16 protein-coding genes and 1 tRNA gene are annotated in these 14,466 nt (G+C 69.3%); 8 read left to right on the top strand and 9 right to left on the bottom strand.

Annotation, left to right across the window (positions count from 1 at the left end):
• Window position 1 precedes the first annotated feature (1 nt).
• Genes ABD927_RS08800 through ABD927_RS08790 form a run of 3 tightly spaced genes read right to left on the bottom strand, consistent with a single transcriptional unit; the run spans window position 2 to window position 3,451 of the window.
• Window positions 2-1,405 carry an aminotransferase-like domain-containing protein gene (locus ABD927_RS08800; protein WP_345248419.1) on the bottom strand — a complete coding sequence of 468 codons (1,404 nt, stop codon included), beginning with the start codon at window positions 1,403-1,405 and terminating at the stop codon, window positions 2-4.
• Between the two features lie 16 nt (window positions 1,406-1,421).
• Window positions 1,422-2,720, bottom strand: a complete 1,299-nt coding sequence (locus tag ABD927_RS08795) for a cytochrome c (protein WP_345248417.1) — start codon at window positions 2,718-2,720, stop codon at window positions 1,422-1,424.
• Window positions 2,717-3,451 carry a c-type cytochrome gene (locus ABD927_RS08790; protein WP_345248415.1) on the bottom strand — a complete coding sequence of 245 codons (735 nt, stop codon included), beginning with the start codon at window positions 3,449-3,451 and terminating at the stop codon, window positions 2,717-2,719. The genes ABD927_RS08795 and ABD927_RS08790 overlap by 4 nt, the downstream gene beginning before the upstream one ends.
• Before the next feature lie 213 nt (window positions 3,452-3,664).
• Between ABD927_RS08790 and ABD927_RS08785 the strand changes: the two genes are divergently transcribed.
• The 4 genes from ABD927_RS08785 to ABD927_RS08770 all read left to right on the top strand — a co-directional run bounded on the left by ABD927_RS08785 (window position 3,665) and on the right by ABD927_RS08770 (window position 6,336).
• Window positions 3,665-4,285 (top strand): LemA family protein, encoded by a 621-nt coding sequence (locus ABD927_RS08785; protein ID WP_345248413.1) that lies wholly within the window; start codon window positions 3,665-3,667, stop codon window positions 4,283-4,285.
• Window positions 4,282-5,265: a TPM domain-containing protein gene (locus ABD927_RS08780; protein WP_345248411.1), complete on the top strand. Its 984-nt coding sequence runs from the start codon at window positions 4,282-4,284 to the stop codon at window positions 5,263-5,265. Before ABD927_RS08785 ends, ABD927_RS08780 begins: the two co-directional genes overlap by 4 nt.
• Window positions 5,246-5,746, top strand: coding sequence for a TPM domain-containing protein (locus tag ABD927_RS08775; RefSeq protein WP_345248410.1), 501 nt, complete (start codon window positions 5,246-5,248; stop codon window positions 5,744-5,746). The genes ABD927_RS08780 and ABD927_RS08775 overlap by 20 nt, the downstream gene beginning before the upstream one ends.
• 110 nt (window positions 5,747-5,856) lie before the next feature.
• Window positions 5,857-6,336: a DoxX family protein gene (locus tag ABD927_RS08770; RefSeq protein ID WP_345248409.1), complete on the top strand. Its 480-nt coding sequence runs from the start codon at window positions 5,857-5,859 to the stop codon at window positions 6,334-6,336.
• Between the two features lie 8 nt (window positions 6,337-6,344).
• On the opposite strand, the gene ABD927_RS08765 is transcribed toward ABD927_RS08770, so the two are convergent.
• The 6 genes from ABD927_RS08765 to ABD927_RS08740 form a co-directional block, all read right to left on the bottom strand.
• A complete protein-coding gene (locus tag ABD927_RS08765) occupies window positions 6,345-6,746 on the bottom strand; it encodes a hypothetical protein (protein ID WP_345248407.1) in 402 nt (133 codons plus the stop codon).
• Window positions 6,747-6,835: 89 nt separating this feature from the next.
• The gene (locus tag ABD927_RS08760; protein ID WP_345248405.1) at window positions 6,836-7,918 is read right to left on the bottom strand and encodes a TauD/TfdA family dioxygenase; all 1,083 of its coding nucleotides are present in this window, start codon (window positions 7,916-7,918) and stop codon (window positions 6,836-6,838) included.
• Between the two features lie 64 nt (window positions 7,919-7,982).
• The gene (locus ABD927_RS08755; RefSeq protein ID WP_345248403.1) at window positions 7,983-8,693 is read right to left on the bottom strand and encodes an enoyl-CoA hydratase/isomerase family protein; all 711 of its coding nucleotides are present in this window, start codon (window positions 8,691-8,693) and stop codon (window positions 7,983-7,985) included.
• A 49-nt stretch (window positions 8,694-8,742) separates the two neighbouring features.
• Window positions 8,743-9,729 (bottom strand): Bug family tripartite tricarboxylate transporter substrate binding protein, encoded by a 987-nt coding sequence (locus ABD927_RS08750; protein WP_345248401.1) that lies wholly within the window; start codon window positions 9,727-9,729, stop codon window positions 8,743-8,745.
• A 55-nt stretch (window positions 9,730-9,784) separates the two neighbouring features.
• Window positions 9,785-10,663 carry an isocitrate lyase/PEP mutase family protein gene (locus tag ABD927_RS08745; protein ID WP_345248399.1) on the bottom strand — a complete coding sequence of 293 codons (879 nt, stop codon included), beginning with the start codon at window positions 10,661-10,663 and terminating at the stop codon, window positions 9,785-9,787.
• Between the two features lie 22 nt (window positions 10,664-10,685).
• Window positions 10,686-11,648 (bottom strand): 3-hydroxyacyl-CoA dehydrogenase family protein, encoded by a 963-nt coding sequence (locus tag ABD927_RS08740; RefSeq protein ID WP_345248397.1) that lies wholly within the window; start codon window positions 11,646-11,648, stop codon window positions 10,686-10,688.
• Window positions 11,649-11,739: 91 nt separating this feature from the next.
• Here ABD927_RS08740 and ABD927_RS08735 point away from each other — a divergent pair, with 91 nt between their 5' ends.
• From ABD927_RS08735 to ABD927_RS08720, 4 genes are all read left to right on the top strand, one after another.
• Entirely contained in the window at window positions 11,740-12,705 is a 966-nt protein-coding gene (locus tag ABD927_RS08735) for a LysR family transcriptional regulator (RefSeq protein WP_345248395.1), read from the top strand.
• A gap of 59 nt (window positions 12,706-12,764) precedes the next feature.
• Window positions 12,765-12,841: transfer RNA gene (locus tag ABD927_RS08730), tRNA-Arg, on the top strand.
• A gap of 246 nt (window positions 12,842-13,087) precedes the next feature.
• On the top strand, window positions 13,088-13,531 hold the full coding sequence (locus tag ABD927_RS08725) for an Rrf2 family transcriptional regulator (protein WP_345248393.1): 444 nt from the start codon (window positions 13,088-13,090) through the stop codon (window positions 13,529-13,531).
• Window positions 13,532-13,533: 2 nt separating this feature from the next.
• A partial coding sequence (locus ABD927_RS08720; RefSeq protein ID WP_345248391.1) for an NAD(P)/FAD-dependent oxidoreductase occupies window positions 13,534-14,466 on the top strand: 933 nt, incomplete at its 3' end.

Raw genomic sequence — 14,466 nt, 5'->3', positions numbered from 1 at the left:
CTCAAGCGCCTGCCAGCCGGCCGAGCGTACGGACCGCGTTCTCGATCCGGGTGTCCCAGCCGTGGCCGTAGTTCAGGCGCAGGCAGTTCGCCACCCTGGCGTGGGCCGAGAAAATCGGCCCCGGCGCCACGCTGATGCCGTGCGACAGCGCCAGCCGATGGATGGCCAGCGCATCCACCTCCTCCGGCAGCTCGACCCAGAGAAAGTAGCCGCCCAGCGGCCGGGTGGCGCGCGTGCCCGCCGGGAAGTAGCGCGCGATGGCCTGCATCATCTCGTTCTGCGCGGCCGCCAGGGTCTGGCGCAGCTGGCGCAGGTGCTTGTCGTAGCCGCCTTTTTCCAGGTAGGCCACCAGCGTGGCCTGGGCCGGCGCCGAGGCCGCCAGCGTGGTCGTCAGCTTGAGCCGCGCCACCGCCTTGGCATACCGGCCCGGCGCCGCCCAGCCGATCCGGTAGCCGGGCGCCAGGCATTTCGAGAACGACGAGCAATGCATCACCAGGCCCTTGGTGTCGTAGGCCTTGGCGGGCGCTGGCCGGCGGCTGCCGAAGTACAGCTCGCCATAGACGTCGTCCTCGATCAGCGCCACCTCGTGCCGCGCCAGCAGCTCCACCAGCTGCCGCTTTTTCGCTTCCGGCATCAGGCTGCCCAGCGGGTTCTGGAAGCTGGTCATCAGCCAGCAAGCCTTGGGCCTGTGGCGCGCCACCGCCCGCTCCAGCGCTTCCAGGTCGATGCCGTCGCGTGGATGGGTCTGGACCGGGATCGCCGTCATGCCGTTGCGTTCGATGGATTGCAACGCGGCGTAGAAGGCCGGCGATTCGACCACCACCGCGTCGCCCGGCCGGGCGACTGCCGCCAGGCACAGGTTCAGCGCTTCCAGCGCGCCGTTGGTGACCACGATCTCGTCGGCATGCACGTGCAGGCCGTCGCCGAGGTAGCGCAGCGCGATCTGGCGGCGCAGGCGGGCGTTGCCCGGGCTCAGCTCGTCGACCGCGCTCCATGGGTCCATGCGCGGCACGGTGGCCGCCATCACCTTGGCCAGCCGGCCGAGCGGGAACAGCAGCGGGCTGGGGAAGGCCGAGCCGAGCGGCACCACGTCGCGCGTCATCGACGACTCCAGCACCGAGAAGATGCGCTCGCTGATGGGCTCGCCCGGCGCGTCGTCGGCCGGCAGCGCTTCGGGCTCGGGCGGCAGCGGCCGCTCGGCCGCGGTCACGTAGTAGCCGGAGCGCTCGCGCGCGCGGATCAGGCCGCGCGCCTCCAGCAGGTAGTAGGCCTGGAACACCGTGGACGGACTGACGCCGCGGCTGGTGCTGGCCTGCCGCACCGAAGGCAGGCGGTCGCCCGCGCGCAGCACGCCGGCGCGGATCGATGCGGCCAGGTCGTCGGCCAGCGCCTCGTACCGCTTCATGCCCTCGCCCCGTACCCTAGCGGATGGTTTCGCGCACCCGCCGGACCTCGGGCAGCGCGACGGCCGGCGCCCGGTTGCCCCAGCTCTGGCGGATGTAGGTGACGACGGCGGCCACGTCCTGGTCGTCCAGCGACTGGCCGAAAGGCGGCATGCCGTGCGGCTGCGGATCGGCGGCCGTGACCGGCGCGAAGCCGCCCGACAGCACCATCCGGATCGCGTTGACGGGCGAGGCCGCCACCACCGAGATATTGCCGGCCAAGGGCGGCCAGGCCTGCTCGCGGCCGCGGCCGTCGTCCTGGTGGCACTGCGCGCATTGCTGGCCGTAGATGCGCCCGCCGCGCTCCAGCACCGCGGTGCCGGCCGCACCGCCCTGCGCGGCGGCATCGAGCCCGGCCGCCGGCACCGATTTGATATAGGCCGCCATCGCCTGCAGGTCGGCGTCGCTGGCGTGCTGGAAGCCTACGTGCACCGCCTCGGCCATCGGACCGGAGGCGTGCGACTGCCGGGCCAGGCCGGTTTTCAGCAGGTCGACGATGTCCTGCTCGCTCCACTGCCCAAGCCCGGTGACCGCGTCGGCGGTAAGCGGCGGCGCATACCAGTTCTGGCCCGGGATCACCGCGCCCGTCAGGCCGGCCGAGGCGTCGAGCGCGCCCAAGCGGTTGCGCGGCGTGTGGCATTCGGCGCAATGGGCCAAGCCTTCCACCAGGTATTGGCCGCGCAGCCATTGGGCGGATGCCGCGTCGCCGCGGCCGGCGCCGTCGGCCGGCGCGCCGCGGAAGTACAGCGCGCGCCAGAAGGCGATCAGCGGGCGCTGGTCGTAGGGGAACGACAGCTCGTGCGCGCGGTTCGGCTGGCGCACGGCGGGCAACGAACGCAGGTAGGCGTACAGCGCGTCGGCATCGGCGCGGCGCATCCGGGTATAGCTCGGGTACGGGAAGGCCGGATACAGCAGCGAGCCGTCGGGCGCCTTGCCGTCGTGCAGCGCGTGCCAGAAGTCGTCGGCGCTCCAGCGGCCGATGCCGGTTTCGTCGTCGGGCGTCAGGTTGGGGCCGTAGAAGCGGCCGAACGGCGTCGGCAGCGCGCGGCCGCCGGCGAAGGGCTTGCCGCCGGTGGCGGTGTGGCAGCCCATGCAGTTGCCGACGCTGGCCAGGTAGCGGCCCTGCTCAACCAGCGCGGCCGGATCGGCCGGCGCAGCCTGGGCGGCATTCGCGGCGGCGGGCGCGGGACGATCGCGGTAGCCCAGCCACAGCATGGCGCTGGCGGCCGCCACCAGCAATACGACCAGGCCGAGGACGATGCGCGCGAAGGTTCTCATCGCGCACCTCCTGCGGGCTGGCTGCCGCAGGCCAGCGGCAGCGGCCCGGCCGATGCGGGCGCGGGCTCGCCCTGGCCCTGGACGGTTTGCGACGACAGGAAGGCCGCGACCGCGCTGATGTCTTCCGGGCTCATGCGGCGCGCGATGTCGGCCATGCAATCGGGTTCGATCGCCTTGCGCAGGCCCGAGGCGAAGGCGCCGAACTGCGCGGTGATGTAGTCGTGCGGCACTCCCAGCAGGCCCGGGATGGCGGGCAAGGTGCCGGTCATCGCGCTGCCGTGGCAGGCCGTGCAGGCCGGCAGCTTGCGGGCCGGATCGCCGGCGGTCACCAGCGTGCGGCCGCGCTCCAGCTCCGCCGGCGACACGCGCGCCGGGCGTGGCGCCTCGTAGGGCGGGTGCTGGTCGGAGAACCACGCGGCGATCTGGCGCAGGTACTCGTCCGGCATGTTCTCCAGCAGCAGATTCATCGGCCGGTAATTGCGCCGGCCGTCGCGGAAGCCGACGAGCTGGTTGTACAGGTATTCGGCCGGCTTGCCGGCGATGCGGGGATAGTAGCCGTCGGGCGCCGAGCGGCCGTGGTCGCCGTGACAGGCGGTACAGGCGGCAAGCCGGGCGGCCATGGTGCCCGGCTGCAGCGACGGCGCCGGCGCGGGCTGGGCCGCTGCGGGCTGCAGCGCCAGCGCCGTGGCCAGCAACGCGCCGGACAGGCAAAGGGTGCGGATAGGTGGCATGGACTGGATGGCGCAGCGAGCGCCGTAGAATGGAAACCCGGAAGCCGGAAGGGAGAATTGTGGCACGGCGACGATTCTAGACGCCCGATCTGTACTGAAACAGATGCAAATCCGGCAAAAAACACCATATCAGATGAACCGCCCGCAAGCGGGTTTGGCGCAAGCTTCAAACCCTGCTGTAATCGGGCTTCCGCATCCGGAACCACCATCCCGATGAAACGACTGCTCGCTTCCCTTTTCGCCCTTGCCTGCGCCGCCCTGCTCTCGGGCTGCGGCTACAACGCCATCCAGGCCGCCGACGAACAGGTCAATGCCGCCTGGTCCGAAGTACTGAACCAGTACCAGCGGCGCGCCGACCTGGTGCCCAATCTGGTCAATACCGTCAAAGGCTATGCCTCCCACGAAAGCGAAGTGCTGACGCGGGTGACCGAGGCGCGTTCGCGGGTAGGCAGCGTCACCCTGACCGCCGATCAGTTGGACGACCCGCAGCAGATGCAGCGCTTCCAGCAGGCCCAGGGCGAGCTCAGCTCGGCGCTGTCGCGGCTGCTGGTGGTGGCCGAGAACTATCCGCAGCTCAAGGCCGACGGCCTGTTCCGCGATCTGCAGGCGCAGCTCGAAGGCACCGAGAACCGCATCGCGGTGGCGCGCAATCGCTATGTACAGGCGGTGCAACAGTACAACGTGCTGGTACGCCAGTTCCCGGCCGTGATCACCGCCAAGGTGCTGGGCTACGCGCCCAAGGCCAACTTCAGCGTCGAGAACGAGGCGGCCATCTCGAGGCCGCCCACGGTGGACTTCGGCGGCGGCACGCCGCAGCCGGCGCGGCCGCAATGACGGAACGCCTTGCGCGGCTGGGCCGCCGCATTGCTGCGCCGCTGGTGATCGCCATGGCCTTGGCCGGCGGGACGGCGTGGGCGGCCGGCGATGCCGGCGGCGTGCCCGCGGCGCAATCGCTGTCCGCCGCCGCGCCTGCCGCCTCGCCGGCCACGCCCGGCAGCGCGCCGCTGCCCGCCCTGCAGCGGCGCGTGACCGACCTCACTGCGACGCTGGACCGCGCCACGATCGACAAGCTGGAAGCGCGCCTGCAAAAGCTGGAACAGGACAAGGGCGCGCAGATCGCGGTGCTGATGCTGCCCTCCACCGACGGCGAACCGATCGAGCAATACGCGGTGCGCCTGTTCGAATCGTGGAAGCTCGGCCGCAAGAACGTCGACGATGGCATCCTGCTGGTGGTGGCGAAGAACGATCGCACGCTGCGCATCGAAGTGGGCTACGGGCTGGAAGGCGCCGTCACCGACGCGCAGTCCGCGCGCATCATCCGCGAGCAGATCACGCCGCGCTTCGCGCAGGGTGATTTCGCCGGCGGTATCGAGGCCGGGGTCGACAGCCTGGCGCGGCTGGTCGAGGGCGAGCCGCTGCCGCCGCCGGCGCAGGTCCGCGGCGACGGCGAACGCCATGGCATGTCGTACCAGTTCATTCCCCTGCTGCTGTTCCTGGCCTTCGTGATGCCGCCCCTGCTGGCCGCGGTGCTGGCCGCCGGCGCGGCCTTCTTGATCAGCGGTTCGCTGCTGACCACCGCCGTCGTCGGCGCCATCGCGCTGATGGTGGCCGGCGTGGCCACGGCCGCCCGCCGCGCGCGCGGCGGCGCCGGCGTGCGCACCGCCTCGCGGCGCGGCCCGTGGGACGGCGGCGGCTGCGGCGGCGGAGGGTTCGGCGGAGGCGGATTCGGGGGCGGCGGATTCGGCGGTGGCGGCGGGGGATTCTCCGGCGGCGGGGGCAGCAGCGGAGGCGGCGGTGCGTCCGGGCGCTGGTAGGCTCTCGGCGGCCTGCGGCCTGACCGCCGTGGCCGGCCACTGGATACGCTGGCGCCATTTCGATCGCGGCGCGCTGGCCCGGCTGGCCCAGGCCATCCGCGAGGCCGAGGCCGGCCACGTGGGCGAACTGGTGGTCGCCATCGAAACCCGCCTGCCGCCCGGCGCCGCCGGCGGCCGCGAACGCGCGCTGGAGGTCTTCGGCCGCCACCGCGTCTGGGATACGCCCGCGCGCAGCGGCGTGCTGCTCTACCTGGCGCTGGGCGACCGGCGCATCGAACTGATCGCCGACCGCGGCGTTCCCGTGCCCGATGCGGACTGGCAGCGCATCTGCGCCGACCTGCAGGCCCGGCTGCGCGCCGGCGCCTATCTCGACGGCCTGCTGGCGGCCGTCCACGCGATCGAAGGCGAATTGCGCGGCCGCCTGGCCAACCAAGCGCCCGATGCCGGCAACCGGCTGGCCGACGAACCGGTCATGCTCTGAGGCCGGCGCGATCGGCCGGCCGGACCGCGGCGGATTGACGCAGGTCAACATCGGCGGACGCCGCAGGGCGCCTAATGTGGCCATCCCGTTGCCCACCCAAGGTGAATGCCATGACGTCCGACCTCGACAAGAAATTCCTGCTCGCACTGCGGCTGCTGCTGGCGTGGACTTTTCTGTATGCCGCCTCCCACCAGGTATTCGACCCGGCCTTCAGCGTGGTCGGCTTCCTGAGCCACACCAAGACCTTCCACGGACTGTTCTCGATCTTCACCGGCTCGGCCGCGCCGGCAATCAGCTTCCTGGTCGCCTACGGCCACCTGGCCATCGGCCTGTCGCTGCTGACCGGCCTGCTGGTGCGCCTGAGCGCGCCCTGCGGCGCCGCCATCCTGATGCTGTACTGGATGGCGCACATGGATTTTCCCTACATCAGCGACGAGAACAACTTCATCGTCGACTACCACGTGGTCTATGCGGTCGTGCTGATTTACTTGGCGGTCAAGGGCGCCGGGCAGTTCTACGGGCTGGACGGCGTGTTCGGCCGTTCGCCCGCCATGGCGCGCCATCCCGCGCTGAAGAAAGTGCTGGCCTGAGAGCCGTTTCAGGGACGTCCGAACAGATCGTGGGCGTTCAGAATGGCGTAGACGATGTCCGGATTGCGCTCCAGGCACCGGCGAATGGCGGCGGGGATGGCCTGCCGGGTCTTCCTGCACAGGCCGGGGCGCTCTTCCAGTTCGATATCGAGCCCCCGTACGGTGCGCACCTCATGCGCACGCGGCACCACCCGCAGCGAGATTCCCAGCAATTCGTGCATGCGGGCCTGCATGCGCAGCAGGTCGTCGAAGGTCGCCATGCACTCCAGGCGCTCGACCAGGCGCTTTTCCTCTTCCCGGGTCAGGCGCAGCACGCGCAGGTCGGCCTGGGGATTCTCCAGCAGACGGTCGCGGTCGCATACGCAGGCGCCCGGCGGGCATTCCTTGCGGATCGGGAAAGAGGCATTCATGGCGCCGGGATGGGCGGGGCTGGCTGAAACCCAGCAGTCTAACCCGGCGCGCGGGATGCGTCATGGCGGCGCGGCGGCGCCCCGGCCGCCTATGCCGGCAGCCGCATGCCCATCGCCTCGGCCTGCCGGCGATCGAACGCGCGGCAGGCGTCATCGTACTGGTGCCCTTTGCTGCCGCCGCGAACCACGCCCGGCTCCACGCTGCCATAGGGCTGCCGCCATCCCTGCGGCAGCCGCGGCGCGTCCGGCGTCGACAGCCAGAGCCGGTAGAGCAGCCGCTTGCGCTCGTCTTCCTCGAAGTCCTCGAACTGCGTGCGCGAATGCAGCGTAACGTGGGTGTTGAGGATCTGCACGTCGCCCGGTTCCAGGGTCATCGAAAACATCAACGGCTTGCGCCGAACGACCTCGTCCAGGAAATCGACGGCTGCGCGCTGCTGCGCCGTCGGCGATGGCGCCTCCGGCATCCGGGCCGCATTCTCGAAACGATTGCGAACCCATTTGCCGAACACCAGGCCGTCTTCGATCCCGAACACCGGATAGGTCACGAACGGCGGCTCGCCCGGCGCCTCCTCGCCCTGCCGGCTGAAGGCCAGCGGCTGGAGCAGGATCGCGGCCAGGTCGGGACGCTCCTGTTCGATGGTGCGGAACGCGGTCACCGAACTCGTGCACATGCTGACCCCGCCCGAACGCGCCGCGTTGTAGCAGCTCAGCACCACCACGTCGGCGCCGTCGGTGTGGAAATCCAGCTCGGCGTTGGACGAATAGCCGCGCCCCGTGGCCGTGCGGTAGTCGCCGCCCGCGTTCTTGACGGTCGACAGGTATTGGCTGGCCTTGCCCTGTGGCCGCGCCACACCCATGTGCAGGCCGATCGCCCAGGTCAGCAGCTCGAATTCGGCGGCGCTGACGCCCTGCCGCGGCAACCCCTTGACCAACGCCAGCCCGCGGCCGCCGCGCGCCTGCCCGAACGCGGCGCGCAGCGTGCCCAGCCAGCGATCCAGCGCGAAATCGGCGCGGCCGTAGGCGATGAGCGGCTTGCCTGCCACCCTCGCGCGGCGGACGGCGTCCAGCAGGCCCGCCTGCTCATCCGGCGCCAGCCGGTAGATCCAGCCCTTGTCGGCCTGGAGGTCGCTCGCGACCCATGCCGCGGGGGTATCGGTATTCAACGACGACATATTGCCTTCCCTTCGTTCGGTTTGCCGCGCCTCGCGCGGCATGGGGTGAATCCGCGTGCCGGCGTCAGCCGGCGGCCTTGATCGGCGCCGCCTCCACCAGCGCGGCGGCAGCGGCCGCCAGCGCCTCGCGCCGGACCGGCGCCACGGCGGCGTAGTACAGGCGCCGGCCGCGAGCGATGGCGGCGGCGCGCCGCTGCGCGAGCGCGTCCACGTAGCGGTCGATCTCGTCCCACAGCGCATCGGCGCCGACCACCCGGTTGACCAGGCCGGCCGCCATCGCCTCGTGCGCCGTCAAGGAATGGCCGCCGTAGGCGAGATCGAAAAACAGCTTCTTGGGCATGTGGGCCGGCGCCGTCACCAGAGCCAGCAGCGGAAAGGCCCCGGCAAGGATTTCCGGATAGCCGAAAGACGCGTCGTCGGCGGCGATCGCGAAATCGGCCGCCTCCAGCAGCGTCATGCCGCCGGCCGAGCAGGCGCCGTTGACGGCGGCCAGCACCGGCACGGCGCAATGCCCGAGGGCGGTCACCGCATCGATGAAGGCGGGGCCGAAGGCCTGGCGCTGCGCCGGCGTGGCGCCGACGTCGCCGCCGCAGCAGAAGGTCTCGCCGCTGCCGCTCAGCACCACCGCGCGGATGGACGCGTCCGCGGCGGCGGCTTCGATCTCGCCGGCCAGCTGCCTCAAGGTTTCGGTGTCGAAGCGGTTGCGCCGGTCCGGCCGGGCCAGCGACAGCACCAAGGCATGGCCGCGGCGGGCGCTGTGTATCGGTTGATTCATTTCGGGTGTCCTATGCATAGGGAAGAAAGCGTGGCCGCGCGCCGCGTCGTCAATCGGCGTGGATGCCCACGGCGCGGACCAGGTCGCCCCATTTGACGATCTCGGCATCGACGAACCGGCGCATCTCTTCCGGGCTGCCGGGCAGGACCTTCAGGCCGAGGTCTTCGAGCCGGCTGCGGTATTGCGGATCGGCCACGACCGCGCGCAGGCGCGCGTTCAGGAAGTCGATCACCTCGGGCGGCGTGCCGGCCGGCGCCATCACGCTGTACCAGGGGGCGACGGTGAAGTCGCGATAGCCGAGTTCGTCGATGGTGGGGACGTCGGGGATGGCGGGATTGCGCTCCATGCTGGCCACCCCCAGCGCCCGCGTGGTGCCGCCCTTCAACTGGGCCACCGAGGCCGGCAGATTGTCGAACAGGACGTCCACCCGGCCGGCCACGATGTCCATCATCGCGCGTCCGGCCGCGGGATACGGCACGTGCACCATCTGCACCCCCGCCACGCGGTTGAACAGCTCGCCGGCCAGGTGCGAGGTGGTGCCGATCCCCGACGAGGCGAAGGTCACCTTGCCGGGATTGGCCTTGGCATAGGCGGCCAGGTCGGCCACCGAACGCAGCTTCGAATTGGCCGCGACCACCAGCACGCTGGGCACCGAGCCGATCATCCCGACCGGCGCGAAATCGCGCCTGGCGTCGAAACGCAGGTTGCGATAGATGCTGTTGGCGACCGCGATGTTGGAACCGGCCAGCAGCAGCGTGTAGCCGTCGGCCGGGGTGCGGGCCACGTACTCGATGCCGATGTTGCCGGCTGCGCCGGCCCGGTTCTCGATCACGATCGGCACGCCGACCCGGTCGGCCAGCCCCCGTTCGATCACCCGCGCCACCGCGTCGGGCGAGGTGCCGGCGCCGAACGGCACGACCAGCCGGATCGGACGATCCGGGTAGGCGGCATGGGCCGCGGCGGCGGTCATCGAACAAACGGCGAATGCCGAAACGGCCGCGCACAGGCACCGGCCGAGAGTCCGCTTGAAAGACATGAGTCTCGCTCCTTGTTTTTGAATGAAAGACATCCGGCGGCATGACGCCGGCCGTTCAGGTTCCGCCCTGCGCGAAACGCCGTTCGAGTTCCCACACCTGGGGGAATCCCATCAGCCTGTGCATGGCTCCCGGCGGCGCGTCCTGGCCGAAGAAATCGACGGGAAAAGCGACGCCTTCGGGATCCTGGTGCAGGAACCGGTACGCCTTGTCTAGCGCGCCGGCCACGGTGCGGAAGCTGATGCTCGGATAGATGGCCAGCGCGAAGCCCATGGCCTCCAGCCGCGAGGCGGGAACCAGCGGCGTCTTGCCCTGCACCACCATGTTGGCGACCAGCGGCCCGCGCACCTGGCGGCCGATGGCGGCCAGTTCGGCCTCGCTTTCGGGCGACTCGACGAACAGCAGGTCGGCCCCTGCCTCGCGATACCGGTTGGCCCGTTCGATCGCCTCGTCCAGTCCGCGATCCGAGCGGGCGTCGGTACGGGCGATGATCAGCGTCTCGTCGCTGCGGCGAGCATCCAGCGCCACCCGGATGCGGATCTCCATTTCCTTGATCGGCACCACTCGGCGGCCGTCGGTATGGCCGCATTTCTTGGGGCTGTCCTGGTCTTCGATCTGGATCGCGGCGGCGCCGGCCCGCTCGTAGCCTTGGACGGTGCGCCGCACGTTGGCCACGCCGCCGTAGCCGGTGTCCGCGTCGCAGACCAACGGAATGTCGCAGACGTCGGAGATGACCTGAATGCGCTGAACCATTTCGGTATAGGTCGCCAGGCCCGCGTCGGGCAGGCCCAGGCTGGCCGATACGCCGTACCCGGTCACGTACAGGGCCTCGAAGGGATATTGAGCGGCCACCCGCGCCGACAGGCCATCGTAAACGCCGGGCGCTTGCAGCAATCGCCGTTGGCCGCCGGCGGGCAACTTCTGCTTCAATGACATCGTGGGTCTCCTTGGTTGTCGTTCAATCCTGCCCGGCCTGCCGCGGCGGCAGGTCGCGCGCCAGCTGCGCCAGGGCGGCCTCGAGCGCCTGGTCGTAGCGGCGACGCTCGGCGGCGGCCTTGCCGCCCTGCCAGTCGTAGATGCCCGCGCCGGATTTGAGTCCGAACTTGCCCGCCGCGGCCAGCGCCGAGAGCATCGGGCCGGGTTGCGTATCGTTCGCCAGCGAGGGATAGATGGACGCGGCGGCCGCGTGATGCACGTCCAGCCCGTTGTGATCGCGCTGCAGCATCGGGCCGGCGGCCAGGAAACGCATGCCGAAGCCGAAGCGCACCGCCGCGTCGACGTCTTCCGGCGACACGATGCCCGCGTCCACCAGCGCGAACGCTTCGCGCGCCAAGGCATGCTGCAGGCGATTGGCCAGGAAGCCGGGCAGGTCTTTGCGCACCAGCACGGGCACCATGCCGCAGTCCCGCATGAAATCGCATAGCGCCTCGCCCAGCGCCGGGCTCGAACCGGCGCCCAGCACCACCTCGACCAGCGGGATCCGCGGGGCGGGCATGAAGAAATGCAGGCCCAGCATCCGTTCCGGGCCCGGCAAGCCCTGGGCGATGTCGGAAATGGGAAAGCTGGAACTGTTGCTGCACAACAGCGCGTCGGGCCGCAGCCGCCGAGCCAGTTGGCCGAACAGGGCCTGCTTGAGGGCGAGGCGCTCGGGCGCGCATTCGACTGCCAGGTCGATGGCGGGCAGGTCCGCCTCCTCCGGCGCCGGCGCCGCCTTGCAGCGCGCGCCGATCTGCTCCAGCCTGGCCAGCGCGGCCTGACGGCGGGCGGGATCCGGTTCGACGATCGTGGTCTCGCACCCTGCCCGGCCGAACACTTCGGCGATGCCGCTGCCCATCGTGCCGGCGCCGATCACCAGCACACGGGTATCCGCGGGCCGTTTCAGCGGCGCCTTGGCGGTTTCCTTCAACGTCTCGTCTGCCATTCCTTTTCGCGCGTCCCTGGCCGTAAACGAGCGCATTCTGAGTTCCCCCATTTAATCTGTGAATCAATATATTTGGATAAACTTATCTACCATGAAGATAAATTTATCGTCCCGCGACCTGGCCGTTTTCCTCACGCTGGCCAAGACCTTGAGCTTCAGCCAGACGGCGCAGCAAGTGCATTTGTCGCAGTCCGCGCTGTCGGCGCTGATCGCCCGGCTGGAGCACGATCTCGACGCCCGGCTGTTCGAGCGCACCACGCGCAGCGTGGCGTTGACGGCAGCCGGCGAAGTCTTGCGCTCGCATGCGGAAGAACTGGTGTCGCAGGTGGACCGCACCGCCGCGGCCGTGCGCGACGTCGTCCTCCTGCGCCAGGGCAGCGTCGCGGTGGCGGCGCTGCCTTCGATTGCGGCGAGCATCGTGCCGTCGCTGTTCATGTCCTACAGCCAGCGCTATCCGGGCGTGCACCTGTCGCTGACGGAGGCCATGTCGGAACATGAACTCGAGCTGGTCCGCCAGAAGCGGGTCGATTTCGCGCTGGTGGGCGTCAATCCGCTCAGCGACGACGTGGACTACACCCCGCTGGCGGTCGACCCCTTCGTGCTCATCATGCCGGTGGGGCATCCGCTCGCCTCCGGCCCGCCGGAGCTGAAATTCGCCTCCATCCTCCCGTGGCCGCACATCTCCTCCAACATGACCGTCAGCATGCGGCAGCACGTCCATGCGACGGCGCTGCGGATGGGGGTGCAGTTCATGCCGCGCTACGAGGTGAACCATCTCGCAACCACCGCCGCGATGGTGGCCCAGGGACTGGGAGTGGCCGCGCTGCCTCTGCTGGCGGCCAAGGTGCTGCGATCGGAAGGACTGGTGCAGAAACCGATCGTGCAGCCGGCCATCAAGCGCACCATCGGCCTGATCACCCGGCGGGACGGTCCGCTGTCGCTGGCGGCGACCGAGATGGTGAGGATGCTGGGGGAGCAGTTCGGCAAGCGCTTGCCGGAGAAACCGTCCAGGCGCAGGCGCAGGCGGGTCGGAGGCCCGGGGCGGAAAGTTGAGTAAGGTTCTGGGGCCTGTTTGCACGCGTTTTAAAATTACTGCTATAATTTCACTTCTTTGCAGCGCCCGTAGCTCAGTTGGATAGAGTACTTGGCTACGAACCAAGGGGTCGTGGGTTCGAATCCTGCCGGGCGCGCCAGAATTTGCTTGGCAATATCAAGCACTTAAACGGATCAGATGTTCGCTCATCTGGTCCGTTTTTCTTTGTTGCCGGACTTTTCGTTCCTGGGCCTGGCGCAGCAGCGCCAAGAGGTTCAAAGACTTCTTCTTTTGCCCACGATGTGCCGTGTGCGCCGCACGCGCGCCGGCCTTGACAGAGACTAGACAGGGTTCATATTCCAGACCGCTCTTGACACGCGCCTCAATAAGTAACATCATTAGTTACATGAAACGCGATAGCCGCCTGTCTTCCGTCCTGCATGCGCTGCTGCACATGGCCGGACAGGATGGACCCGTCACTTCCGAAATCCTGGCGCGATGCCTGGGCACCAACCCGGTCGTCGTGCGGCGCACCATGGGGTATCTGCGAGAAGCAGGCATCGTGACTTCAGATCGGGGCCACGCCGGTGGATGGCGCATCCATGCCGACCTGCGCGCCGTCACCCTGCGCCAGTTGCACGAAGCGCTGGGCGAACCTGCCATGTTTGCCATCGGCAACCGTAACGAAGCGCCGGAGTGTCTGGTCGAGCAATCGGTGAATGCCGCGCTGGAAGGCACGTTTGCCGAGGCCGAGGCGCTATTGCTCAAGCGGTTTTCGGAAATAACCCTGGCCGATCTGGCTGCCGACTTTGCGCGCAGGCATGCGGCGGCACGACGCAGAGGGAGTTGACCATGCAGTACGACGTCATCGTTATCGGCGGGAGCTATGCGGGAATGGCCGCAGCCCTGCAATTGGTGCGGGCGCGCCGGTCCGTTCTGGTGATCGATGCGGGCGAGCGGCGTAATCGCTTCGCCAGCCATTCGCACGGTTTTCTGTGCCAGGATGGCGTCCCCCCGGGCGACATCGCGGCGAACGCGCGCCGCCAGCTCGAAGCCTATCCGACGCTGACCTGGCTTGAAAGTCAGGTCGAAGCCGTAACAGGACAGGTGGACGAATTCACGGTCACAGCATCCGATGGCGGCTCGCACCGCGCTCGCCGCATCCTGCTGGCCACCGGCGTGGCTGACCAGCTTCCTGCTGTCGAAGGCCTCGCCGAGCGCTGGGGCAAGTCGGTATTCCATTGCCCGTACTGCCACGGCTACGAGCTCGACCAGGGCCCTATCGGCATCGTCGGCAACAGCCCGATGTCCATCCATCAGGCCGAACTGCTCACCGATTGGGGCGATGTGACCTTGCTCGTCAATGGTGCCGTGGAACTGAGCCAGGAAGCCAGGTCCACCTTGGGCCACCGGGGCGTGACGATCGAGGAAGCATCCATCGACAAGATCGAAGGACATGCCGATGTAGCGATGGCCGACGGACGGCGGTTGCGCTTTGCTGGCCTGTTCACGGCGACACGCACTTCTCCTTCCAGTCCCCTGGTCGAAGCCCTGGGCTGCGCGCTGGAGGAAACGCCCATGGGCATCCAGGTGCGCACCGATGCCGAGAGCAAGACCTCGGTAGCGGGGATATTTGCCTGCGGCGACGTGGCGCGGGCACCTCATTCGGTATCGCTGGCCGTGGGCGGCGGCGCCATGGCAGGCGCGCAGGTCCACCGCTCGCTGCTATGTGTCAGCGCCGAAGTAATACTGACCCCTGGCGCCGAGGTAAAACTGACCCCCTGG

This window comes from Pigmentiphaga soli (assembly GCF_039541095.1).
Taxonomy (GTDB): Bacteria; Pseudomonadota; Gammaproteobacteria; order Burkholderiales; family Burkholderiaceae_B; genus Pigmentiphaga; species Pigmentiphaga soli.
This window is presented reverse-complemented; position numbering and strand designations above follow the sequence as displayed.

Bases quoted from the DNA above. Each gene is read 5' to 3' on its own strand.
- ABD927_RS08780 (WP_345248411.1), top strand. From the start codon at position 4,282: ATGACGGAACGCCTTGCGCGGCTGGGCCGCCGCATTGCTGCGCCGCTG.
- ABD927_RS08750 (WP_345248401.1), bottom strand. From the start codon at position 9,729: ATGTCTTTCAAGCGGACTCTCGGCCGGTGCCTGTGCGCGGCCGTTTCG.
- ABD927_RS08800 (WP_345248419.1), bottom strand. From the start codon at position 1,405: ATGAAGCGGTACGAGGCGCTGGCCGACGACCTGGCCGCATCGATCCGC.
- ABD927_RS08760 (WP_345248405.1), bottom strand. From the start codon at position 7,918: ATGTCGTCGTTGAATACCGATACCCCCGCGGCATGGGTCGCGAGCGAC.
- ABD927_RS08795 (WP_345248417.1), bottom strand. From the start codon at position 2,720: ATGAGAACCTTCGCGCGCATCGTCCTCGGCCTGGTCGTATTGCTGGTG.
- ABD927_RS08765 (WP_345248407.1), bottom strand. From the start codon at position 6,746: ATGAATGCCTCTTTCCCGATCCGCAAGGAATGCCCGCCGGGCGCCTGC.
- ABD927_RS08770 (WP_345248409.1), top strand. From the start codon at position 5,857: ATGACGTCCGACCTCGACAAGAAATTCCTGCTCGCACTGCGGCTGCTG.
- ABD927_RS08725 (WP_345248393.1), top strand. From the start codon at position 13,088: ATGAAACGCGATAGCCGCCTGTCTTCCGTCCTGCATGCGCTGCTGCAC.
- ABD927_RS08740 (WP_345248397.1), bottom strand. From the start codon at position 11,648: ATGGCAGACGAGACGTTGAAGGAAACCGCCAAGGCGCCGCTGAAACGG.
- ABD927_RS08735 (WP_345248395.1), top strand. From the start codon at position 11,740: ATGAAGATAAATTTATCGTCCCGCGACCTGGCCGTTTTCCTCACGCTG.
- ABD927_RS08745 (WP_345248399.1), bottom strand. From the start codon at position 10,663: ATGTCATTGAAGCAGAAGTTGCCCGCCGGCGGCCAACGGCGATTGCTG.
- ABD927_RS08790 (WP_345248415.1), bottom strand. From the start codon at position 3,451: ATGCCACCTATCCGCACCCTTTGCCTGTCCGGCGCGTTGCTGGCCACG.
- ABD927_RS08755 (WP_345248403.1), bottom strand. From the start codon at position 8,693: ATGAATCAACCGATACACAGCGCCCGCCGCGGCCATGCCTTGGTGCTG.
- ABD927_RS08785 (WP_345248413.1), top strand. From the start codon at position 3,665: ATGAAACGACTGCTCGCTTCCCTTTTCGCCCTTGCCTGCGCCGCCCTG.